Genomic DNA, 20,267 nt, shown 5'->3' with positions numbered 1-20,267 from the left:
CACCGATACGCCCCCATATCATGTCGAATCTCATCGTCCACGGCGGCACTCCGCTGCGCGGGGACATCAAGCCGTCCGCGAACAAGAACGCCGTCCTGCCGATTCTGTGCGCCACCCTGTTGACCGATCAGCCGTTGCGCCTCGTCGGCGTGCCGGACATCACCGACGTGCGCAAGATCCTCGACATCTTCCGCACGCTCGGCAGCGACGTGTCGGTCGACTTCACGACCGGCCTGCTCGAACTCCACCATCGCAACACCAGGTTCGATCCGGCCGTCCACCGGCTGCCCGAGGCGATGCGCTCGTCGATCATGCTGATTCCGCCGCTGCTCGCGCGCTTCGGCGTCGCGCGCCTCGAGAACGACGTGAAGGGCTGCACGCTCGGCGTGCGCGAGATCGACCCGCACGTCGAGGTATTCGAGCGCTTCGGCGCGCACATCGAGCGCACGCCCGATTCGCTGATCGTTCGCACCGACGGCCCGCTGACGGCCAACGATCACTGGTTCGACTACGCGTCGGTGACGACCACCGAGAACTTCGCGCTGTGCGCGACGGCCGCGAGCGGCACGTCGACGCTGATGAACGCGGCGTCCGAGCCGCACGTGCAGGAGTTCTGCCAGTTCCTCGCGATGATCGGCGTCACGATCGAGGGCATCGGCACGTCGCGGCTGTGCGTGACGGGCGGCGGCAAGCTCGGCGGCGGCGAGTTCCGCTTCGCCGAGGATTTCCACGAGATCGCGACGTTCCTCGCGCTCGGCGCGATCACCGGCGGCGACATCACGGTGCGCAACTCGTCGCCCGAGCATTTCCCGCTGATCGATCGCACGTTCGCGAAGTTCGGCGTCAACGTCACGCACCGCGACGGCTGGTCGCGCGCGGAACGCGACGGCCCGCTGCGCGTGCGCCGGCCGTTCACGCAGAACATCCTGACCAAGGTCGAAGCCGCGCCGTGGCCGTACCTGCCGGTCGACCTGCTGCCGATCTTCATCGCACTCGGCGTGCGGGCGGAAGGCAGCGCGATGTTCTGGAACAAGGTCTACGACGGCGCGCTCGGCTGGTCCGGCGAGTTGTCGAAGTTCGGCGCGCACGTGCTGCTGTCGGATCCGCACCGGCTGATCACGTTCGGCGGGCTGCAACTGACGCCGGCACGCGTCGAGAGCCCGTACATCATCCGCGTCGCGATCGCGCTGCTGATGGTCGCCGCGAGCATCGAAGGCCGCTCGGAAATCATGAACGCGCTGCCGATTCGCCGCGCGCATCCGCATTTCGTCGAGAACCTGCGGTCGGTCGGCGCGAACGTCGAGTGGACAAGCAGCGAGTAACGCGCTGAAGCACGCGGCGCGCGCGATTCGGGCGCCGCGTTCACCTGGCGGCTTTGACCGGCCGCCGGCCTCTGCCAGGCCCCCTTCCCGCGTTACTCGCCGCCACTGCAATCGGCGTCGCCGGCGCCCATGTGGTCGAATCCATTGAGCATCACGGCCGTCGTGCCGCGTGCAGGGTTGCTCGGCCGCTTCGCGAGGCGTTCATCGAGCGCGGCCGACGGATACTGGACGCTCGTATCCATCACATTGCCCGGCTGGGACCGCAGTTCCGCCTCGGTCAGCTTGCTTCCCTCCGCACGCGGCAGCCCGAATGCCTTGCGCACCTCCGCTTCGTTCCACGTTCCCTTCAGCGTGACCGTGACCATTTGCAGGTTGCCATGCTCCCAGTCCAGGTCGACCTTCGTCGCGAGCGGATGCACGCTGGCCGCAAGCCGGTCGGGGAACGCCGGGCCTTCGTAGTACGCCTTCGTGTTCTTGCATGCGTCGCCCGCGTTCCGGTACTTCTTGAGCGCGCAATTGAAGCGTTTGTCGCGGTAACCGAACGTCGTTTCGACGTAGCAGCCGAATGCCGGCGACGCCATGCGGGGCCACGCACGGATGTCGACGGCCGGTTTGGAGAGGGTTGCGTCGCCAGTCGCGGGATTCGCCGCGGCAAGCAGCGGCACGGCCGCGGCGAGCGCGGCCAGGGCGGATTCTCGGATTTTCATTGTTCTGTTCCAGTCGGAGCGGCGATTCTAGCGCGGCTTCGCCAGCCCGGTCGATCTGCGCGATAATCGCCCAATTATGCGCGCTCACCGCGCACACGCGTTCCGCCATCCACCGATGAAAAAGCCCGAGCTCGACCGACGTGACTGGATAGCCGGCCTCGAAAAAGGCCTGATGATCCTCGAAGCCTTCGACAGCCAGCACGCACGCATGACGCCCACGCAGGCCGCCGCCCGCACGGGCCTCACGCGCACGGCCGCGCGGCGCTACCTGCTGACGCTCGAATCGCTCGGCTACGTGTACACCGACGGCAAGCTGTACGGCCTCACGCCGCGCGTGCTGCGGGTCGGCTGGTCGTACTTTGATTCGGCGCGTCTGCCGCGCACGGTCCAGCCCTATCTGCAACAACTGAGCGCGTCGCTGAACGAATCGGCGTACGTCAGCGTGCTCGATGGCTGGGAACTGGTGTTCATCGCGCGCAATGGCGTGTCGCGGGTGATGACGACCGGCTTCGTGCTCGGCGCACGCGTGCCGGCGCCGCTGACGTCGCCGGGGGTCGTGCTGCTCGCCCATCACCCCGATCGCGAGGCCGTGCGCGCGTGGCTCGACGAAACCGAACTGCCGCCGTTCACGCCGCATACGATCACCAACAAGGCGCGGCTGCTCGAACAGGTGGACCATGCGCGCGACGCCGGTTTCGCGGCGATCGAGCAGCAATTGCAGGTCGGCGTGCGCGGGATCGCGGTGCCGCTGAAGAACCGTCACGGCGAAGTGGTCGCCGCACTGAGCACGAACATGCCGATCGGCGCGGAGACGGCCGACGCAGCCGTGCGGCGCGTGCTGCCGCACCTGCAGGAAGCCGCACTCGCGATGCTCAACGTGCTGTAGCGGCGGGCAGCCCCACCGGCTCCGTCATCCGATCCGCCACCATCGCGGCAGCAGGTCGCGTACTTCGCGCCTGCGATACCGGTCGTCGATCAGGTGCACGACACCTTCGTCGTGCTCGGTGCGGATCACGCGCCCGGCCGCCTGCACGACCTTCTGCAAGCCCGGATACAGGTACATGTAGTCGTAGCCGTTGCCGAAACGCGCCTCCATCGTGCGCCGCATCTGCTCGTTGATGTCGTTGACCTGCGGCAGCCCGAGCGTCGCGATGAACGCGCCGATCAGCCGCTCGCCGACCAGGTCCACGCCTTCCGAAAACGCCCCGCCCAGCACGGCGAAGCCGACGCCGCGCCCGCCCGCGTCGAAGCGCGCGAGAAACGCGTCGCGCTCGCTTTCGGCCATGCCGGGCGCCTGAGCCCATACGGGCACGTCGGGATGGCGCGTTTGCATCAGCGCGACCACGCGCCCGAGGTAGTCGAAGCTGCTGAGGAAACCGAGGTAGTTGCCGGGCCGCGTCGCGTATTGCGCGGCGATCAGGTCGGCGATCGGTTCGAGCGACCGGTCGCGATCGCGCCAGCGCGTCGACACGTGACTCGCGACGCGCACCGTCAGCTGCTCGGCGCGGAACGGCCCGTCGACGTCGAGCCAGCCGGTATCGCTCGGCAGCCCGAGCGTGTCGCGATAGAAATGGAACGGGCTCAGCGTGCCCGAGAACAGCACGGTCGCGCGTGCGGTGTCGTAGCGCGCGGCCAGAAAGCCGGCCGGAATCACGTTGCGCACGCACAGCGTCGACTGGACGCGGCGGCGCCGGCTCGCCGAGGCGACGCCATCGAGCGCCGGCTGGCGCGGCATCGGTTCGCCATGCAGCGTCGCGTCGAAGATCGATGCGCTGTCGAACGCTTCGGCGAGTACGCCGAACTGGATCGCGTCGAAATGAAATCGCAGCAGCGCATCGCCGTTCGCGCGCGGCGCGTCGGTCAGGTGTTCGCCGATCGCCGCGACGAGGTTCTGCACGGCCGACACGATCGGGCCCGGCACGTCCGGATACGCGGCATAACGCTCGGTCTGCGCGCGATTGACCGTGCCCCAGGCACGAGCGAGCCGGTCGAACGCCTTGCGCAGCGCCGCCGGCGCAGCTTCGCGGGCGGCCGCGAACGCGAACGGATCGAGCGACGCGCTGTACATCCTGCGCGCGCGGTCGAGCAGGTTGTGCGCTTCGTCGACGAGCACGCCGACGCGCCACTGGTTCTGCTGCGCGAGCGTATGCAGCATCGCGCTGCCGTCGTAGTAGTAGTTGTAGTCGCCGATCACCATGTCCGACCAGCGCGCGAGTTCCTGCGACAGGTAGTACGGACAGACGTCGTGAGCCCGCGCGGCCGTGCGCACGGTATCGCGATCGAGCAGCCCGGCCTCGATCGCCGCATCGCGCGCGGCCGGCAGCCGGTCGTAGAAGCCTTTCGCGAGCGGGCACGATTCGCCATGGCACGCGCTGTCCGGATGCTCGCACGCCTTGTCGCGCGCGACGAGTTCCAGCACGCGCAGCGGCAGCGCGCGCGTGCCGGCGCCGAGCGTCGTCGCCGCTTCGAGCGCGAGCGCCCGGCCGGGCGTTTTCGCGGTCAGGAAGAATACGTGGTCGAGTTCGCCCTCGCCGCACGCCTTCAGCAGGGGAAACACGGTGCCGAGCGTCTTGCCGATGCCGGTCGGCGCCTGCGCCATCAGGCAGCGCGCGTCGCGCGCCGCGCGATAGACCGAGACCGCCAGCTCGCGCTGGCCGCTGCGGAACTGCCCGTGCGGAAATGCCAGCGCACGCAGCGCCGCGTCGCGTGCGGCACGATGAGCCGTTTCGCGCTCGGCCCAGCCGACGAAGCATGCACATTGCTCGGCGAAGAACGTGGCGAGCGTGCCGGCATCGAGCGTCTCGGTCAGCACGGTCTCGCGCTCGGACACGATGTCGAAATACACGAGCGCGACGTCGATTTCCTTCAGGCCGCGCGCGTCGCACATCAGGTGCGCATAGACCTTCGCCTGCGCCCAGTGCAGCGTGCGGTGGTTGGCCGGCATCGCGTCTAAGCTGCCGCGATAGGTCTTGATTTCCTCGATGCGGTTCGCCACGGGATCGTAGCCGTCCGCGCGGCCGCGCACGGTGAGCGTGCCCCACGTGCCCGTCAGCGCGATCTCGGTTTCGTAGCGCGCGCCGCGCTTCGACGTGACCGCGCCGTGACCGGCGATGCCTTCGAGCGCGGTCGGCGCGGGCGTGAAGCGCAGGTCGAGATCGCCGCGCCGCGCGGTGAACTCGCACATCGCACGCACCGCGACGACGTAGCTCATGCGGACAGCCCCGCCGCTTCCGCGCGCGCCACGCCCTCGCCGGCCCATGCCACGTCGACGACGCGCACCGGCATGCCGTGCGCGACGCAGTAGGCGAGCCAGCGCGTCTGGTTGTCCTGCAACCGGTCGCCGGGGCCTTTCACCTCGATCAGCTCGTAACGGCGCTCATCGGGCCAGAAGCGGACCAGATCGGGCAGCCCCGAGCGGTTGCTGCGGATATCCGCGAGCAGGCGCGTGAACCACAGCCGCAGGTGCTCGGGCGGCAGGCACGCGAGCGCCTCTTCGAGCAGCGCGTCGGTCAGCACGCCCCAGAATACGAACGGCGACTGCAACCCTGCCTTCGCCGCGAAATGCCGGCGGATCGTGTCACGGTACGCGCCCGAATCGAGCTGCGCGAAACAGGCGTCGAATGCGTCCGCCCGGCGCACGGCGAAATCGGGCGCGTGCAGGTCGGCCGGGCCGCGCTGGAACGGGTGGAAGAACGCACCGGGCACGGCCGCGAACACGGGCTCCCAGCACAGCAGGCCGAACAGCGAATTGATCAGCGTGTTTTCGACGTAATGGACCGGCGCCGCCGGCTGCGCGAGATGATCGCGCACCGCGAATTCGACGCTGACGAACGCGTCGGGACGCGCGAGCACGAGCGTCTCGCGCGGCACGTCGGCCGCGGCTGCCGCACGTTCGACGCGCTGGCCGGCGCGGCGCAGCAGACGCGGCAGCATGCGCTCGACGCGCTGGCGTTCCTCGTCGCTCTCGAAGCGGCCGCGCGCATCGAGCGCCAGCGCGAGCGCGTCGGCGTCGCGCCCGCAGCGCTCGAGCACGCGGATGCGCCGGTGGCGGCTGCCGGGCCACGCGCTGCGTGCATACGCATCGAGCGCGGCGTCCCAGTCGGCCCGCCGCTCGCAGGTCTGCCCCAGCGCAAACAGCAGTTTCGCGCGACGCGTCGCGAGCCATGGCTGCGCGCAGCCGACCGCATCGATCGCGCGCGTCAGGTCGTCGAACGGCACGTCGTCGGGCCACGCATCGAGCGCGTCGCGGCACGTCTGAAGCGCGAGATACGCGTCGACGTCGCCGCGCTGCTGGAACGCGCGCGACGACGGCGCGATCGGCACGCTTTCGTACTGGAACACGCCGAGATCGGCGAGCACGAACTCGCTCCAGTCCTGATGGAGATTGCCGAAGAACATCAGCCGCAGCCGGTCGCACAATGCGCCGACCGTCACGCGCAGCACACGGTCGCCGGCCTGCGCGCACCACGCGTCGAGCGGCTGCGCGGTGTCGTCGTACGTGGCCCGCAGCCGTTCGAGCCATTCGGGCTTGCGCTCGCCCGCATGCGCCGCGAGCGACGGGAAGATGTGCAGCAGGTCGGCCTTGGTCGACAGCGCGAACAGCGCGTCGAGCGTGAGCGCGGGCGCCGGGTCGACCCAGCCGAGCGCGACGAGCGGCGCGGCCGCGTCGAGCGTGCAGCCGATTTCGTCGTACACGAGCTTGCTCGCGCGGAAGTCGGACCCGCTGCGCATCAGCATCCGCACGAGCAGCGCGCGCGACGGCTGCGGCAGCGTCGCGAACTGCCGGACGAACGTGTGCTCGTGCGCGTCGAACAGGTCGTCGTAACGCTCGCCGAGCCAGGCCAGCGCGCGTTCGAAATTGGTCAGGTAGTAAAACGCCGGGGGCGTCGGCGAAGCAGGCGTCACGGAGATCGATCACTGTACGTTTGTACAGGTCGGAATCATATCAAATGTGACGGCCGATGCCGCGTGCGGCATCGGCCCTCCGCGGCCCGGCGCGGTCAGAACTGGTAATTCACCGACATGTCGAACACGCCGTTGGTCGACTGCTGCGTGATCGGGCTGCGCGCCGCGCGGCCGACGAGCTGCTCGAGCGCGCCGTCCATCGTGACGAACCAGTGCTTGTTCACGAACCACACCATCGTCACGCCGACGCCGGCCGACTTGATCCCCGCGCCCGACGAATAGGCCGGCAGCCCGGAGCGCGCGGCGGCGCCCGGGTTCACGCCGAACCAGCTGTTCATGTAGCGCGAGTCGGCGAACGACACGGTCGGCCCCGCGAACCAGAAGAAATTCTCGTTGCTGCCCGGCATCGGCATGTACGCGGAGAAATCGCCGGTCCAGCCGTTCGAGCCGCCGATGCTGCGCCGGACATCCGCACGCAGCACGAGCGGGAAATCCTTCGAGATCACGTAATCGGCCGCCAGTTTCATCACGGGCGCCGCATTGATGTTGTCGAGGCCGTTCAGGTGGCCGAGATCGTCGGCCGAGCGGCGCCCGAGGTCATAGCCGACCGACAGGCTCACGCGCCAGTTCGGCCCGCGCAGCACGTTCGCGCCGAGGCCTTCGCCCGTCGACAGGAAAAACAGGTCGCGGTAGCGGATGTCGACGTTCGGGCCGCCCATCACGCGATAACGATCCGAGCCCGCGTAGCGGGGCTGCAGCGTCATCGCGGCGCCGAGGCTGACCTGCCAGGTCGGAATGTTCGGGTCGAACAGTTTCTGGAGCGGCACGCCCGCCGAGTATTGCCATTCGCCGAGCGGCGAAGGCGTCTGGGCCGACGCGTCGCGGGCGCCGGACGCGGCGAGCGCCGCGAATGCCGAAAGACCGGATACGAACCGGCGGGTGCCGGGTGACAGCAACAGGCGAGCAACTGTGGCCAAGGTGGTCTCCGTCGGTTGCGCGAAACGAACCTGGGGGAAAGCGCATCGCGCGTCGTCGGCGGCACCGGCCGGCAGCGTGCTGCGCGAACGTAGCGTGCGCTGAATTAACGGACATCCTACGCGACACGCGCGCAGACGCAAAGCGCCCGTTGTGCGCGGGCACTTTGCCGGATTCCGGCACGCGCCGGTGTTGGATGGCGGAATCAGAAACGCTCGACGTGATAGTCGCCGGCCAGCGCGGCCGGGCTGCGCGACGACATCATTCGCGAGAAGCCGTCGGCGAGCCGGCCGAGCGCCAGCTGTTTCTGGCTGGCGTCCCAGTGCGTATAAGCGTCGTACGCGGCATCGTCGAACGACACGGTGACGGCGGCCGGGCGGCCGCTGGCGCGAAAGCCGATCTGCAGCACGCCGCCCGGCAGTTCCTCGATGTGATAGCGCAGCGAACGCGATTCGAAATAGCGGCCCAGCACCTGAGCGATCGCGCGCTTGTCGGGTGATTGCACGTGAATGTCCATGACGGTCCTCCTTTTCAGTGTTCGCGCGGCCGGTTGTGGCGCCCCGCTTCCGCCCGGCATCCGCATCGGCGGCGGGTTCGACGGCGGGTCGCCCTGCGGCAGCCCGTCGGGCACGGGCGGGTCGACCGGATCGTCGGGTCCGGGCGGTACCGGATGCGGGTCGACGTCGGGGGTCGTCGGTTCGGGGCGGTGCAGCGTGGATGGCGTCTTCATGTTTCTCCTGCGCGACGGCGCGCGCCTCTCGATGGCGCCGCGAGCGCGCGCAAGCGGCGTGCCCGCTCTTACCCGTCATGCATGCGGCCGCTCAGTCGTCATAGGCCGCCATCACCAGCCACATCATGCGCCCCTCCGCGTTCAGCCGAACCGCGAGCGCGAACGGATCGGACGGCGCGCAATGCGCGACGAGCGCCCGCTGCGCACGCTCGGGGCCGTCGTAGACGGTGTCGTTCAGTTCGCGTACCTCGTCCTTGCCGTCGAACATCCGCCGCTCGGGCCGATAGACCAGCGATTCGCGCTTCCACGCGGCGAATCGCGCGCGCACGCTGGCGAAATCGCCGCCGCAGACGTTCGCGTCGTAACGTATCCTTTCCCTGGTTGCATTCATCACGATGTCCTCTTGTCCATGCGGACGGCACGCGGCTCATGTCCCGCGTGCGCGTCCGGATTCCCCGGCGCGCAAGCGTCGTGCCGTCGGCCCGTCGCGGGCACGGCGCTTGCGCGTGCATCCATGACCAAGGAGGTTCGACCATGACCGCTTACGCCACCGGCCGCCGCGACGCCGTGTCACCGGCTGCCGGACCGTTCCGTCTCGCCCCGTCGCGCCCGCCGTCCGAAGACAAGACGGAGGAACGCATCGACGAAGGGCTCGAGGAGACGTTTCCGGCCAGCGATCCGCCCGCCGTCGGCGGCGCGACCCGTATCGACCCCGCCAAGCCGTCCGGCAAGCACGAACGTCGCGCGCCGCACGACCCTTCCCCGCCCCGCGATCACGGCTGACGGCGGCACCCGGCTCGCGATGCGCACCGCCGCATCGGCGGGCCGGATCCATTCGGAGCGATCTGATGAAACACCTCGAACGCAGATGGCATGAGATCAGCGGCGCCGCCGGCGTCGCCGCGCTGGCCGCCATCGAGAGCGCAGTGGTGCTGGCCATCGTCGTCATGACGGGCGTCGGCCACTGACGTTTCGCGCCGCCCGTCGCGGCAGCCGCCGTGGAAGATGTACAAGCGGGCTGGCAAATTTCTCCGTTGCGCGGCCGTCGAGGCCCGGCGCATGCGCAGTGCGCGCGGCACGGCATCTGCTCCCGTTTCGTCCTGCTCACGAAGGAGGCGTTCATGTATCGCGTCAACGAGATCATGTCGCGCGACGTGGTGTGCGTCGCACCGACCGACACGATTCGCCATGCAGCCGAACTGATGCAGCGCTTCGATATCGGCGTGCTGCCCGTTTGCGACGGCACCGAACTCGTCGCGATCGTCACGGACCGCGACCTGGCGGTGCGCGGGCTGTCGCACGGCCATGCGCCCGATACGCCGGTGCTGGCCGTCGCATCCGCGCCCGTGCAGTGGTGTGTCGAGGACGACGGCGTCGGCGACGTTCAGCAACGGATGGCCGACGTGCAACTGCATCGCTTGCCGGTGCTCGACCGCGACCGCCGGGTGGTCGGCATCGTGTCGCTCGGCGACATCGCGACACGCGCGGGCGGCCCCGAACGCGACGAGCTGGCCAATACGCTCGAGGACGTGTCGCTGCCGCGCCGGCGCTGACCGCCCCCGGCTTCGACCAGGAGAAGATCGATGACTATGGACAGAGCGTCGCGCGGCGACACGCGCATCGTGGGCGGCGATCGCCGCCCGACCGGCCGCGGGCCGGGGCCTGACGTGATGGCCGCCCGGACGCTCGCGGGCGATCGCGTGCTGACGATGGAAGGCGACGACATCGGCCAGGTGGCGAACATCGTGCTCGACGTGCGGGCCGGCCGCGTCGCCTACGCGGTCGTCGCGTCGGGTGGCATACGCGGGCTCGGCGGCAAGCTGCTCGCGGTGCCGTGGAGCATGCTGGTGCTCGACGTCGAGCGCACATGCTTCGTGCTGCCGGTCGCGACCGAACTCGTGCGCGACGCGCCCGGCTTCGACCCGGACTGCTGGCCCGCGATGGCCGATCCGGACTGGGCCGGGGCGCTGCATGCGTACTACGGCAGTGCGCCGTACTGGCTGATCGAGGAAGGCGAAACGGCGCTCGACTCGCCGCCGCACGAGGCGTCGCCGGACGGTCCCGAGGACGCCAAGCGGCGCCGTTGATGCCGGTCAGTGCGCGGCCGCGACGGTCCGCGCGAGTTGCCGCGCGGCGGCCAGATGCGCGTTCAGCGTCGCCAGCGTGCCGGCCGCGAACGCGCGAAGCTGCGGATCACGGCCGTTCCTCGCTTCGGCTTCGTACAGCCGGATCGCCTCCTCATGCGCTCGCGGGCCCGCCAGCGCGACATATGCCGTGTCGAACGCATGGCCCTCCTTTGTCCGCAATGCCGTCACCGCCGGATCGACGAGCATCCGCGCCTGCACCGGTACGCCCTTTTGCGCGCCGAGCTGCCGCAATTCGCCGGCGATGCGGGCGTGATCGTCGATCATCCGGCGCGCGAACGCCTTCACGGCGGGATTCGACGCACGGTCGAGCGCGAGCTGGCTGGCTTGCCGTTCGACCTTGTCGAGCATGCCTGCCTTGTCGACGAACTCGGCATCGATGCCGGTGGGCCGCTGCGTCATGCCGGCCTCGTCGGCGGTCGTGCCGGGACGGACGACGCCCGGCGCGACCTGTATCGACGACGCGGGCGGCGTCTGCGCGTGCGAATACGCCAGCGCCAGTACGCCGACGGCGGCAGCCAGCGCGAGGGTCACCCGCGGGCGACCGTGCCGTTTTCTCGGGCTCCTGGTCATCCTGACCTCCGTGTGCCGCGACGGAGCGGGCCGGCGCTGCCCGCGCGTCACGTTACTTCCGGCGGATCTGCAGCTTGTCGCTCACCCCGCGTACGCCGTCGACGTCGCGCGCCACGCGGATCGCGGTCGCGCGCTGCCGTTCGTCGGGCACGCTGCCCGACAGTTCGGCGACACGATGACGAACCTGGACGTCGATGTCGCCGGACGCCAATCCGCGTTCGGCGACGAGCGCGGCCCTGACGCGGGACGCGAGCGTCGCATCGCGGATCTGGCCGCCGACGGCCGACGCCTGGCTCGCGAGCTTCGCACCGACGCTCTCGTCGGCCGCTGCATGACGGGGTGTCGCGATCCATGCACACGACAGCATCAGCAGGCTCGCGATCGACACGACCGGCCGCATGCGCCGCCGCGCCTGCTTGCTGCCCGCGCCGTTGCACCGCCTGGTTTCCGCTGCATCCATCGATGCCTCCCTCGTTCCGTTGTCGCCGGGCGGCGCTCAGCCGCGCCGTTTCCCGCGCTGCGCATCGTCCGGCGCGACGTCGACGATCACGCTCGCGAGCGTCGGCATGTCGACCGGCTTGCACAGATACGCATCGAAGCCGGCGGCCAGCACACGGTGGCGGTCGGCCTTGCCGGCGTGCGCGGTGACCGCGACGACCGGCAAGTGCCCGCTGCCGCCCGGCAAATGGCGAATCCGGTCGAGCAACCAGAAACCGTCGCCGTCCGGCATCGCAAGATCCGACAGTACGACGCTCGGCGGATGCTGCGCCACCGCGTCGAGCGCGTCGTGCCCCGACTGCGCGGTCGACACCTGCGCGCCCATCGTTTCGAGCGCCGCGGCGAGGCTCGCGCGCGAGGTGGCATCGTCGTCGACGACGAGCACGCGCTGGCCGTCGAGCGCGACCGAGTCGGGCCCGCCTGCGCGGCGCGCCCGATTCTCGGCCGGGTCGTCGGCGTCCCAGCCGGACGGCAGCGTGACCGTCACGGTCATCCCGCGTCCGGGGCCGGCGCTCGTCGCGACGACGTCGCCGCCGTGCAGCTGCGCGATGTTGCGCACGATCGACAGGCCGAGCCCGAGGCCGCGCTTCGGCGACGCGAACGCGCCTTCGGGGCGGCTGAAGGTCTCGAACAGATGCGGCAGGTATTCCGGTGCGATCCCTTGGCCCGTATCGGCGACCGACAGCCGCACGCGTTCGCCCGCACGCGTCAGCGATACGGTGACGCGACCGCCCGCCGGCGTGAACTTGATCGCGTTCGACAACAGGTTCGACAGCACCTGGCGCACGCGCTCGCCATCGGCCGGAATCACGCAGGCGGGCATCGTGTACGCCGCCGACAGTTCGAGGCCGTTCGCCTGCGCGGTTGCAGCGAGCTCGCGCGTTGCATCGCGCACGACGCGCACGAGATCGACCGGCACGCGTTCGAGACGCAGCCGGCCCGTCGCGAGCGACGACGCGTCGAGCAGGTCGCCGACCATGTGCGACAGCGACCGCGCGCTGCGATCGATCGCGTCGATCGCCTGCTCCGCGAGCCCATGCCCGTCCACGTTGCGCAGCACCTCGACCCATCCGTAGATCACGTTCAGCGGTGTGCGCAGCTCGTGCGACACCGTGGCGAGCAATTCATCCTTCAGCCGGTTCGCGGTGTCGGCCTGCGCACGCGCGTCGCGGGCGCCGCGCAACGAGCGCAGGTCGCGCCGCTCGCTGCGGCGGCGTTCGCGCGCCTCGCGCAGCGTCATCGACAGGCCCGTGCAGTTGCCCTGCGCATCGACGATCGGCGACGCGGCGAAGGTCGCGCGAAAACGGCCGCCGTCGCGCCGCACGCACAGCACGTCGAGCGGCCCGACCGGCGCATGCAGGTTCGCGAACGTCGCGGGCACCGGATGCCGCCGCAGCCAGCGCGGCGTGATCATCTCGGCGACGTCGCGCCCGCTTGCCTGCGCCGCGTCGAGCCCGAAGAGCCGGCGCGCGGCCGGGTTCCAGCTCGTGATCCGGCGCGTGGTGTCGACGCCGACGATCGCATCGGGCGACGCGTCGACCACCCGGCGCAAGAGGCTGTCGTCGGGATCGCGTGCGAGCGGCGCGGGCTCGCGATGCAGCGGGCGCGCCTCGGTGTTCGCGTCGTCATCGTCGTCGACTGCGTGCAGGCGATCGTTCGCGATCAGCGGCTTCACCGCCGCCACCAGCACGCACTCGACGAAGCTGATCGCGACGAACGCGCCGGCCTGCGCGAGCAGCGTGGCCAGCGGCGCATCGCGCCACCACAGCGTGCCCATCACGGCCACGCTCGCGACGGCCGCGGCAAGGCCGCCACCGAACGACGTCAGCCATGCGGCAGCCGCAACCCCCGCATAAAAAGGCAGCGGCGCAAATGGCGCGTGCCCGCCGACGGCGTGAATCGCCCACGCCTGCAGCGCGGACGCCAGCCCGACGGCCAGCACGACCCATGCACCCTGCCGCAACAGCTCATGGGTCAGGGTCTTCATTGCATCCTTGCCTCGCGCCGGTTCCCGTCGTGCGGCGTCGTACCGTTCGGCCATCCGAGATACCGTCGAGCGTGCCGGGCGGGCCCGGAGACATCCGCAAGCCATGTGCCCGGGACGGGCGTGACGCGGTGATCCGGCGAGGATGGCGGGACGGTGCATGAGCGCGGGCGGTCCGGCGCCGATGCAGGCTGGCCGCTGCTTCGGCCGAAAGCGGTCGCGACCGCCTTTTTTCATCGGCTTTCTGTAAAAAGGCGCGAGTCCGACCCTCGATCGAGCTGCCTTTCCCGGTGAGCCCGGACACCGATGGGCGAATTCTTCCGTCCCCGTCGCGGACATTGGAAATTACTATTCCGCGGCACCTTCGCGGCCGTTTCGCTGTCGATGATAAATATTGCAATGAACGGAACGCGTGATGCCGAATTTCAAAACGGCCCGCCTATGCCGATGAATGAAACCGCAAACCGGTCGAAGCAGCGCGCAGACGGCCGCCGGCTGTCCGGCCGGTCCTCCGCGATGCGCACGCTGCTCGGCCGCATCGAGAAAATCGCGCCGACCCGCGCCAGCGTGATGATTGCCGGCGAAAGCGGGGTCGGCAAGGACATCGTCGCGCGCCGGCTGCACGATCTGAGTGCGCGGCGCGACGGCCCGTTCGTGCCCGTGAATTGCGGCGCGATTCCACCCGATATCGCCGAGTCGCAATTGTTCGGGCACGAGAAAGGCAGTTTCACGGGCGCGATCGCGCAGCGGGAGGGCTTTTTCGAGGCCGCGCGCGGCGGCACGCTGCTGCTCGACGAGATCGCCGAGATGCCCGCGGCGCTGCAGGTGAAGCTGCTGCGGGCGATCGAATCGAACGTGATCGTGCGGGTGGGCGGCACCGAGCCGATTCCGCTCGACGTGCGCATCGTGTCGGCCACGCGCCACAACCCGGCCGACGCCGTGCGCGACGGCCGGCTGCGCGAGGACCTGTTCTACCGGCTCGCCGCGTTCGCGCTGTACGTACCGCCGCTGCGGCAGCGCGACGGCGACGTCGAGACGATCGCGCAGGAATTCGTCGACACGCTGAACGCGCGGCACCGCTCGCACAAGCGGCTGACCGACGCGGCGATCGCGGCACTTCGCGCATACTCGTGGCCCGGCAACGTGCGCGAGCTGCACAACACGATCGAGCGTGCGTACATCCTGTCGGACGACGGCATCGACGTGACGCTGCCGAAGCAACCGATGCCGCCCGACCGCACGTCGGAGGGCGCGATGGCGCTGCCGCTCGGCGCGACGCTGCACCATGCGCAGCAACGCTTCATCGCCGCCACGCTGCGCCACTTCGACGGCAACAAGCCGCGCGCGGCCAAGGCGCTCGGCATCAGCCTGAAAACGCTCTACAACCGGCTCGCGCTGATGCGCGACGGCGGCTGCTCCTGAGCGCGGCGGCGGCGCTTTCCGGCCGCGGTTACGCGACCTTGAACCGCCCGACCGTCGTCGCCAGCGCATTCGCCTGCGACTGCAGCGCGGTCGCCGCGGCGGTCGACTGTTCGACGAGCGCCGCGTTCTGCTGGACCATTTCATCGAGCTGCGTGACCGCGCGGTTCACTTCCTGGATGCCGCGCGTCTGCTCGTTCGCGGCATGCGTGATCTCGGAGATGATGGTCGTCACGTTCGACACGTTGGACACGATCTCGCGCATCGTGTCGCCGGCCTGGCGCACCTGCCCGGAGCCGGCCGACACGCTCGCGACCGTCGATTCGACCAGCACCTTCACTTCGCGCGCGGCCTGCGCGCTGCGTTGCGCAAGGCTGCGCACTTCCTGCGCGACGACCGCGAAGCCGCGGCCTTGCTCGCCCGCACGCGCCGCTTCGACGGCCGCGTTCAATGCGAGGATGTTGGTCTGGAACGCGATGCCGTCGATCACGCCGATGATGTCGCCGATCCGGCCGGACGCTTCCTCGATCTTCTCCATTGTCGCGACGACGTCCGACACGACCACGCCGCCGTGCGACGCGATCCGCGAGGCCGCCGCCGCGCGCTCGTCGGCCTGGCCGGCGGCGGCCGCCGACTGGCCGACGGTCGCGGTGATCTCTTCCATCGACGCAGCCGTCTCCTCGAGGCTCGCCGCGGCCGATTCGGTCCGCGACGACAGGTCCTGGTTGCCCGCCGCGATCTCGTTCGCGGCCGTGCGCACCGATTCGCTCGCGTCGCGGATCTCGCGCATCACGTCGTTCAGCTTGTCGACGAAGCTGTTGAACGAGCGCGCGATGTCGGCGACTTCGTCGCGGCCTTCGGCCGGCAGGCGCTGCGTCAGGTCGCCGGCGCCCGAGCCGATCGCGGCCATCGCCTGGCGGACCTGCGACAGGCGGCGGAACGCGGTCGCGGTGATCGCGCCGATGATCAGCGACGCGACGCCGACGATCACGACCAGCGTGATCAGCGACGCGGTCAGCAGCGAGCGCATGCCGGCCGTCGCCTCAGCCTTGTCGAGCAGCACCAGCGCATACCAGTCGGTGCCCGGCACGGGGCGCGCACGCACCAGCTTCGCGTCGCCGCCGACGCTCACCTCGACGGGGGCCGTCGCGGCCGCGATCGTCGCCGCGCCCGTCGCGCCGAGTTCCGGCGACACGTCGGCGACCGGCTTCAGCGTGAGCTTCGGGTCCGGATGCGCGACGACGTGGCCGCTGCTGTCGACCAGCATCCCGAAGCTCGCGGGCGTCGGGCGGATCGACTTCACGTTGGCGATCACGCTGTCCATCGCGACGTCCGCGGCAACAACGCCCTTCAGCGCACCGTCACGCAGGATCGGCACCGCGAACGTGACGACGAGGTTGCCGGTGCCGGCATCGACGTAAGGCGGCGTGACGACCGGCTTGCCGGCTTGCGCGGCCTGCTTGTACCACGGGCGGCCGGTCGGATCGTAGTCGGGCGGGATGCCGGTCGGGTCGGAGAAGCGGAACGCCTTGTCGGCATAGCCAGCGTAGACGTTCGTGAAGCCGCCGGCCGTGGCCATCTGCTTGAACACCGGCAGCGGATCGGGCGCGAGCGCCGCATCCTGCAGCGACGCGATCATCCGGCTCCGGGTCGCGACCCAGTCGGCGATCCCGACCACGTGGCCGCTCGCGACGGAGGTCAGGTTGCGGTCGATCGCGTCGTCGTTGTACGAGCGCGCGATGAAGTAGTTGATCAGTGTGCTGGCGACGAGCGCGAATACGACAATGGCGACGCACGCGGCAAGGATGCGGGCGCGGATGGACGAAAACATGGCAACGACTCGGTAAGGGAGCGCGAACGCCCGGTGGACGAATTCACCGGGTAAACGGCAATCGCGCCACTTACTTGAGGCCGTTGTGACAATTCAATGAAATGGATGGCGAAAGAGGTGGGCGACTGTCAGCGGATCGTCAGGTTGCGCGCTGCGAAACCGAGGCGGCTGGCCCCGCTTGAAAGCGGTCGAGCGCGATTCGGCCGCGGCCGGCGACGGTCCGTGTCAGCCGCGGCAATCGCCTGTCACAGGCGGACGCTCGGGCGCGGATCGGCTTCCGCCGGCGCCGCGCGGGCCTGCGTGTCGGCGTCGAAATCGTCCCGCTGCCGCATCCGTTCGCGCAGGTTCCGGATCGCGAATACGTGGATGTAGTCGTGCACGCGTGCGCCGGACGACAACACACGCACCTCATCGTCGAGCATCGCACGCAACTGATCCGCGCCGATCGCACGCTGCTCGGCGATTTCCTTCAGTGAATCGAGCAAATTGTCCCTGGACATCGACAGACTCCTGACAGTCGAGGAATAAAGAAACGACGGTACTGGAAGCTTAGACACGGGTCGGCCGCGCGGCGTGCGATGCGCCGGCGCGTGTTTGCGCGCGATCAACGGCACGTTGCGTGCCGCCGTGCCGATCCGTTCCCGAACCGGCCGCGCTTGATTCGCGGCGCAAACGGCCCGCGAACGAGACTGGACGTGCTGCCACGCCACCCCGGGGCGCGGCACCGGCGACCGGCGGGCGATGGTCCCCCGCTCGACGCAGATGCACGGGAGACCATAGACCGGCCGAAAACCTGAGTCAAGCGACGCCCGCCCCCCGGTTCATTCGTCGGAACGAACGAGCCGGATCGACGGCCGGCGGACGAACGGCCAATTGGCCGCGATGCGTGTCAGCGGATTCCGATACGCGCCGCGCAATACCTGACAACGACTTCAGCGCGCGCCGCTTGGCAGCCTGCTGCCGCCACACGATACTGATGCCATGAACAACGCGTTCATGCCGGATCATCGCCCAGCCAGCCATCGAGCGAGGCACGCGGGGCCTGGCGCAGGAGACCAACCATGGCACATCGCAACTTCCCGGGCCGGGACGGCCAGCGGCGCGCGTCGGGCAACGCGCGCGCCCTGCCCGCCCGGACCGTATCGGCCGGCAACCGTCCGTCCGACGATCTCGACACCTTGCTCGCGCTCGCTCGCGAAGCCGGACTGCTCGTCACGCTCGACGGGCAGATCGGCCGCGAAAAGTACCAGAGCGTCGCGGGGTCGATCCTCGCGCTGCAGCGGTTCGCCGCGGCGCTCGGCGCGCGACAGGCGGGCGACGCGCCGGACGAATCGGAGCCGCGCCGCAAGGCTCGCCCCGGCTGGCCGCATGCGAACCGGCTGCGCAGCCGCGCGTGCAACGCATGCGGGCCGATGCACGTCGTGCACCCGCGCTCGCACGTGCGACGCGGCGTCGTCCGCCGGCACGACCTGTGCTCGATTCTTCGGACCACCTGAACACGCCTGCAGTCGATGCACGGCACGCGGCCGTGCGATGGCTGCGCGCCGCGACACTTCCGCCGGGCCTGCTGCCGCCGCATGAATGCGGCGGCGCCGCGCCCGGCTCGACCTTCGCCGCGATCGGCGTCGACATCGCGCGCCCATACGTGCCGTTCTGAACGGCCGCATGCAAAACAATACCTGCGGGGAAAGTGATCCGACGGGGCCAGCCAGGCGGAAAGCGGACGGGGTGCGTGCACCCCGTCCGTCCTCCAAGGCAGCCGCGGGCTGCCTACCCTCGTGCCAGAGAGTTCTCGGTCGGATGACACGCCATGCAGTCGATGGCGCGGCTCCGGAAATGGTTGCGACGATTTGGACGCGCCGTCGAGCGCGGCCGGCCGGATCGGCGATTTCGATGCTTGTCATGCAGGCATGGCTGTCGTCGCCCATGCACGAAAGACCATCGTCGCGGCCGGTTGTTCCATTACTGTCTCACGCGAAGCGCATGCCGTTTCTGATGCAGGTCAATCGACATCGGCTTCGTGCAAGATGTCGCATCGTTCTTGCCACTCACGCGGCGCCCCGCACGAGCAACACGGGCACCTGGGCAAGATGCGCGACACGGCGTGCGACGCTGCCGATCAGCCAGGCGGCAATGCCGCGCCGGCCATGCGTGCCGATCACCAGCAGCTCCGCTCGCCAGTGCACGGCATCGCGCATCAGTGCATGCGCCACGTCGTCGCTGGTCGGACGCGTTTCGACGATGCCGCGCTTGGTCGGATTCCCGGTCGCATGAAACAGCGGCGCGACTTTCGCGAGCGCCTCCTCGCCCTCCGCACGGTACGCATCCTCGAGCGCACGCACCGGCACGATATCGGTCAGACGAATCGCGCGATCGATCACGTAGGCGGCGTACAACAACGTCGTCGGTGCCGCGAAGCCGAGCCCGACGCGCACCGCGTGCAGCGACGGCTCGCTGCCGTCGACCGCGAACATCAGCCGTTGCAGCTCACCCTCCGACGGCCGGGCGTAGGCAGCCGGTACGATCAGCAGCGCACAGCGCGCACGCTTCGACAGCGTGTCCGACATCGCGCCCTCGACGAGCCGCAGCAGCCCGTGGTGCGGATTCGCACCGACCACCAGCGCGTCCGCCTGCCACGCCGACGTGTCGTTCACCAGCGCATCGGCGACCGTGCCGCCCGTGACCGATGTATCGATGACGGCCTGCTCGACCTCGATGCCGCTGTCGGCAAACAGCGCCGCGATCCGCGCGTTGATGGCGTTCGCTTCGCCGATCATCTCCTCGCGCGCGGAGGTCAGCAACGCGTCGATGCGCGGGATGTCCGGCAGGACGAGCCGCGGGTTGTCGATCACGCAGACGATGCGCAATCGCATGCCGGGACGCAGCAGCGTGTGCACGTAGCGTGCGGCGGACAGCGATTCGGGCGTGGGATCGACGGCCAGCGCGATCCGCGCGAGCGTCGGGATGGACTGGGCAGGCTGCATGGCGAAGGCCTCCGTGCGTGCGCGGTGCGTGCGCGTCGTCGCGGAACGACGACGGGAGCCTCGCGCGGCAGCGGCGCGCGGCGGCCGGGTGGACGCCGCGGTCGCGGGGATCGGCGGATAGCCACGCGAAGCGCGGACAAGCGATTCGTTCAGCATAGGTCGTCCCGCCCGCCGGTGCATGATCGCGATCAACGA

Annotated in this window: 20 protein-coding genes; 8 read left to right on the top strand and 12 right to left on the bottom strand. The window is 69.7% G+C overall.

The features are described from left to right. The first annotated feature begins 20 nt into the window (after positions 1 to 20). Positions 21 to 1,322 (top strand): UDP-N-acetylglucosamine 1-carboxyvinyltransferase, encoded by a 1,302-nt coding sequence (locus tag HWX00_RS19655; protein ID WP_124608344.1) that lies wholly within the window; start codon positions 21 to 23, stop codon positions 1,320 to 1,322. Positions 1,323 to 1,414: 92 nt separating this feature from the next. Here the strand turns inward: HWX00_RS19655 and HWX00_RS19650 are convergent, their stop codons facing one another. After that, on the bottom strand, positions 1,415 to 2,029 hold the full coding sequence (locus HWX00_RS19650; protein WP_175027504.1) for a hypothetical protein: 615 nt from the start codon (positions 2,027 to 2,029) through the stop codon (positions 1,415 to 1,417). A gap of 115 nt (positions 2,030 to 2,144) precedes the next feature. Here HWX00_RS19650 and HWX00_RS19645 point away from each other — a divergent pair, with 115 nt between their 5' ends. Further along, a complete protein-coding gene (locus tag HWX00_RS19645) occupies positions 2,145 to 2,915 on the top strand; it encodes an IclR family transcriptional regulator domain-containing protein (RefSeq protein WP_034191396.1) in 771 nt (256 codons plus the stop codon). A gap of 24 nt (positions 2,916 to 2,939) precedes the next feature. Here the strand turns inward: HWX00_RS19645 and HWX00_RS19640 are convergent, their stop codons facing one another. From HWX00_RS19640 to HWX00_RS19620, 5 genes are all read right to left on the bottom strand, one after another. Beyond that, positions 2,940 to 5,240 carry an ATP-dependent DNA helicase gene (locus tag HWX00_RS19640; RefSeq protein WP_034191397.1) on the bottom strand — a complete coding sequence of 767 codons (2,301 nt, stop codon included), beginning with the start codon at positions 5,238 to 5,240 and terminating at the stop codon, positions 2,940 to 2,942. Next, on the bottom strand, positions 5,237 to 6,934 hold the full coding sequence (locus HWX00_RS19635; protein ID WP_175027503.1) for a VRR-NUC domain-containing protein: 1,698 nt from the start codon (positions 6,932 to 6,934) through the stop codon (positions 5,237 to 5,239). Before HWX00_RS19635 ends, HWX00_RS19640 begins: the two co-directional genes overlap by 4 nt. 95 nt (positions 6,935 to 7,029) lie before the next feature. Further along, positions 7,030 to 7,911, bottom strand: a complete 882-nt coding sequence (locus tag HWX00_RS19630) for a MipA/OmpV family protein (protein WP_049028585.1) — start codon at positions 7,909 to 7,911, stop codon at positions 7,030 to 7,032. A gap of 203 nt (positions 7,912 to 8,114) precedes the next feature. Further along, entirely contained in the window at positions 8,115 to 8,426 is a 312-nt protein-coding gene (locus HWX00_RS19625; protein ID WP_034191672.1) for an ATP-binding protein, read from the bottom strand. 304 nt (positions 8,427 to 8,730) lie between these two features. Next, complete coding sequence (locus HWX00_RS19620) at positions 8,731 to 9,030, bottom strand: hypothetical protein (RefSeq protein WP_049028584.1); 300 nt, start codon at positions 9,028 to 9,030, stop codon at positions 8,731 to 8,733. Between the two features lie 143 nt (positions 9,031 to 9,173). Here HWX00_RS19620 and HWX00_RS19615 point away from each other — a divergent pair, with 143 nt between their 5' ends. From HWX00_RS19615 to HWX00_RS19605, 3 genes are all read left to right on the top strand, one after another. Continuing rightward, positions 9,174 to 9,422: a hypothetical protein gene (locus HWX00_RS19615; RefSeq protein WP_049028583.1), complete on the top strand. Its 249-nt coding sequence runs from the start codon at positions 9,174 to 9,176 to the stop codon at positions 9,420 to 9,422. A 338-nt stretch (positions 9,423 to 9,760) separates the two neighbouring features. Further along, on the top strand, positions 9,761 to 10,192 hold the full coding sequence (locus HWX00_RS19610; RefSeq protein WP_034191673.1) for a CBS domain-containing protein: 432 nt from the start codon (positions 9,761 to 9,763) through the stop codon (positions 10,190 to 10,192). Between the two features lie 30 nt (positions 10,193 to 10,222). Next, on the top strand, positions 10,223 to 10,726 hold the full coding sequence (locus HWX00_RS19605) for a PRC-barrel domain-containing protein (protein WP_175027502.1): 504 nt from the start codon (positions 10,223 to 10,225) through the stop codon (positions 10,724 to 10,726). A 6-nt stretch (positions 10,727 to 10,732) separates the two neighbouring features. On the opposite strand, the gene HWX00_RS19600 is transcribed toward HWX00_RS19605, so the two are convergent. From HWX00_RS19600 to HWX00_RS19590, 3 genes are read right to left on the bottom strand one after another with little or no spacing between them, the layout of a single operon-like run. Beyond that, complete coding sequence (locus HWX00_RS19600) at positions 10,733 to 11,356, bottom strand: DUF4142 domain-containing protein (protein ID WP_124608348.1); 624 nt, start codon at positions 11,354 to 11,356, stop codon at positions 10,733 to 10,735. A 52-nt stretch (positions 11,357 to 11,408) separates the two neighbouring features. Further along, positions 11,409 to 11,816 (bottom strand): BON domain-containing protein, encoded by a 408-nt coding sequence (locus HWX00_RS19595; protein WP_175027501.1) that lies wholly within the window; start codon positions 11,814 to 11,816, stop codon positions 11,409 to 11,411. 36 nt (positions 11,817 to 11,852) lie between these two features. Further along, positions 11,853 to 13,841: a hybrid sensor histidine kinase/response regulator gene (locus HWX00_RS19590; RefSeq protein ID WP_175027500.1), complete on the bottom strand. Its 1,989-nt coding sequence runs from the start codon at positions 13,839 to 13,841 to the stop codon at positions 11,853 to 11,855. A 381-nt stretch (positions 13,842 to 14,222) separates the two neighbouring features. Between HWX00_RS19590 and HWX00_RS19585 the strand changes: the two genes are divergently transcribed. Beyond that, positions 14,223 to 15,260: a sigma-54 interaction domain-containing protein gene (locus tag HWX00_RS19585; RefSeq protein WP_034191405.1), complete on the top strand. Its 1,038-nt coding sequence runs from the start codon at positions 14,223 to 14,225 to the stop codon at positions 15,258 to 15,260. A 28-nt stretch (positions 15,261 to 15,288) separates the two neighbouring features. On the opposite strand, the gene HWX00_RS19580 is transcribed toward HWX00_RS19585, so the two are convergent. Together HWX00_RS19580 and HWX00_RS19575 are read right to left on the bottom strand one after the other, a co-directional pair. After that, positions 15,289 to 17,088, bottom strand: coding sequence for a methyl-accepting chemotaxis protein (locus tag HWX00_RS19580; RefSeq protein WP_034191406.1), 1,800 nt, complete (start codon positions 17,086 to 17,088; stop codon positions 15,289 to 15,291). 245 nt (positions 17,089 to 17,333) lie between these two features. Continuing rightward, positions 17,334 to 17,588: a DUF3562 domain-containing protein gene (locus HWX00_RS19575; RefSeq protein WP_034191407.1), complete on the bottom strand. Its 255-nt coding sequence runs from the start codon at positions 17,586 to 17,588 to the stop codon at positions 17,334 to 17,336. A gap of 561 nt (positions 17,589 to 18,149) precedes the next feature. On the opposite strand from HWX00_RS19575, the gene HWX00_RS19570 reads away from it, so the two are divergent. Then, positions 18,150 to 18,584 (top strand): hypothetical protein, encoded by a 435-nt coding sequence (locus tag HWX00_RS19570; protein ID WP_059556518.1) that lies wholly within the window; start codon positions 18,150 to 18,152, stop codon positions 18,582 to 18,584. Further along, positions 18,560 to 18,745 carry a hypothetical protein gene (locus HWX00_RS19565; RefSeq protein ID WP_124669335.1) on the top strand — a complete coding sequence of 62 codons (186 nt, stop codon included), beginning with the start codon at positions 18,560 to 18,562 and terminating at the stop codon, positions 18,743 to 18,745. The genes HWX00_RS19570 and HWX00_RS19565 overlap by 25 nt, the downstream gene beginning before the upstream one ends. A gap of 391 nt (positions 18,746 to 19,136) precedes the next feature. Here HWX00_RS19565 and HWX00_RS19560 read toward each other — a convergent pair whose 3' ends face one another. Continuing rightward, positions 19,137 to 20,072: a universal stress protein gene (locus HWX00_RS19560; RefSeq protein ID WP_034191675.1), complete on the bottom strand. Its 936-nt coding sequence runs from the start codon at positions 20,070 to 20,072 to the stop codon at positions 19,137 to 19,139. Positions 20,073 to 20,267 lie beyond the last annotated feature (195 nt).

It is taken from the genome of Burkholderia seminalis DSM 23518 (assembly GCF_902832885.1).
Taxonomy (GTDB): domain Bacteria; phylum Pseudomonadota; class Gammaproteobacteria; order Burkholderiales; family Burkholderiaceae; genus Burkholderia; species Burkholderia seminalis.
The sequence above is the reverse complement of the archived record's forward strand: the minus strand, read 5'-3'. Positions and strand labels throughout refer to the sequence as shown.

Excerpts from the sequence above, each read along its gene's own strand:
- HWX00_RS19585 (WP_034191405.1), top strand. The coding sequence starts at position 14,223 with ATGATAAATATTGCAATGAACGGAACGCGTGATGCCGAATTTCAAAAC.
- HWX00_RS19590 (WP_175027500.1), bottom strand. The coding sequence starts at position 13,841 with ATGAAGACCCTGACCCATGAGCTGTTGCGGCAGGGTGCATGGGTCGTG.
- HWX00_RS19655 (WP_124608344.1), top strand. The coding sequence starts at position 21 with ATGTCGAATCTCATCGTCCACGGCGGCACTCCGCTGCGCGGGGACATC.
- HWX00_RS19620 (WP_049028584.1), bottom strand. The coding sequence starts at position 9,030 with ATGAATGCAACCAGGGAAAGGATACGTTACGACGCGAACGTCTGCGGC.
- HWX00_RS19615 (WP_049028583.1), top strand. The coding sequence starts at position 9,174 with ATGACCGCTTACGCCACCGGCCGCCGCGACGCCGTGTCACCGGCTGCC.
- HWX00_RS19580 (WP_034191406.1), bottom strand. The coding sequence starts at position 17,088 with ATGTTTTCGTCCATCCGCGCCCGCATCCTTGCCGCGTGCGTCGCCATT.
- HWX00_RS19600 (WP_124608348.1), bottom strand. The coding sequence starts at position 11,356 with ATGACCAGGAGCCCGAGAAAACGGCACGGTCGCCCGCGGGTGACCCTC.
- HWX00_RS19605 (WP_175027502.1), top strand. The coding sequence starts at position 10,223 with ATGACTATGGACAGAGCGTCGCGCGGCGACACGCGCATCGTGGGCGGC.
- HWX00_RS19640 (WP_034191397.1), bottom strand. The coding sequence starts at position 5,240 with ATGAGCTACGTCGTCGCGGTGCGTGCGATGTGCGAGTTCACCGCGCGG.
- HWX00_RS19650 (WP_175027504.1), bottom strand. The coding sequence starts at position 2,029 with ATGAAAATCCGAGAATCCGCCCTGGCCGCGCTCGCCGCGGCCGTGCCG.
- HWX00_RS19575 (WP_034191407.1), bottom strand. The coding sequence starts at position 17,588 with ATGTCCAGGGACAATTTGCTCGATTCACTGAAGGAAATCGCCGAGCAG.
- HWX00_RS19595 (WP_175027501.1), bottom strand. The coding sequence starts at position 11,816 with ATGGATGCAGCGGAAACCAGGCGGTGCAACGGCGCGGGCAGCAAGCAG.
- HWX00_RS19610 (WP_034191673.1), top strand. The coding sequence starts at position 9,761 with ATGTATCGCGTCAACGAGATCATGTCGCGCGACGTGGTGTGCGTCGCA.
- HWX00_RS19625 (WP_034191672.1), bottom strand. The coding sequence starts at position 8,426 with ATGGACATTCACGTGCAATCACCCGACAAGCGCGCGATCGCTCAGGTG.
- HWX00_RS19560 (WP_034191675.1), bottom strand. The coding sequence starts at position 20,072 with ATGCAGCCTGCCCAGTCCATCCCGACGCTCGCGCGGATCGCGCTGGCC.
- HWX00_RS19645 (WP_034191396.1), top strand. The coding sequence starts at position 2,145 with ATGAAAAAGCCCGAGCTCGACCGACGTGACTGGATAGCCGGCCTCGAA.
- HWX00_RS19570 (WP_059556518.1), top strand. The coding sequence starts at position 18,150 with ATGGCACATCGCAACTTCCCGGGCCGGGACGGCCAGCGGCGCGCGTCG.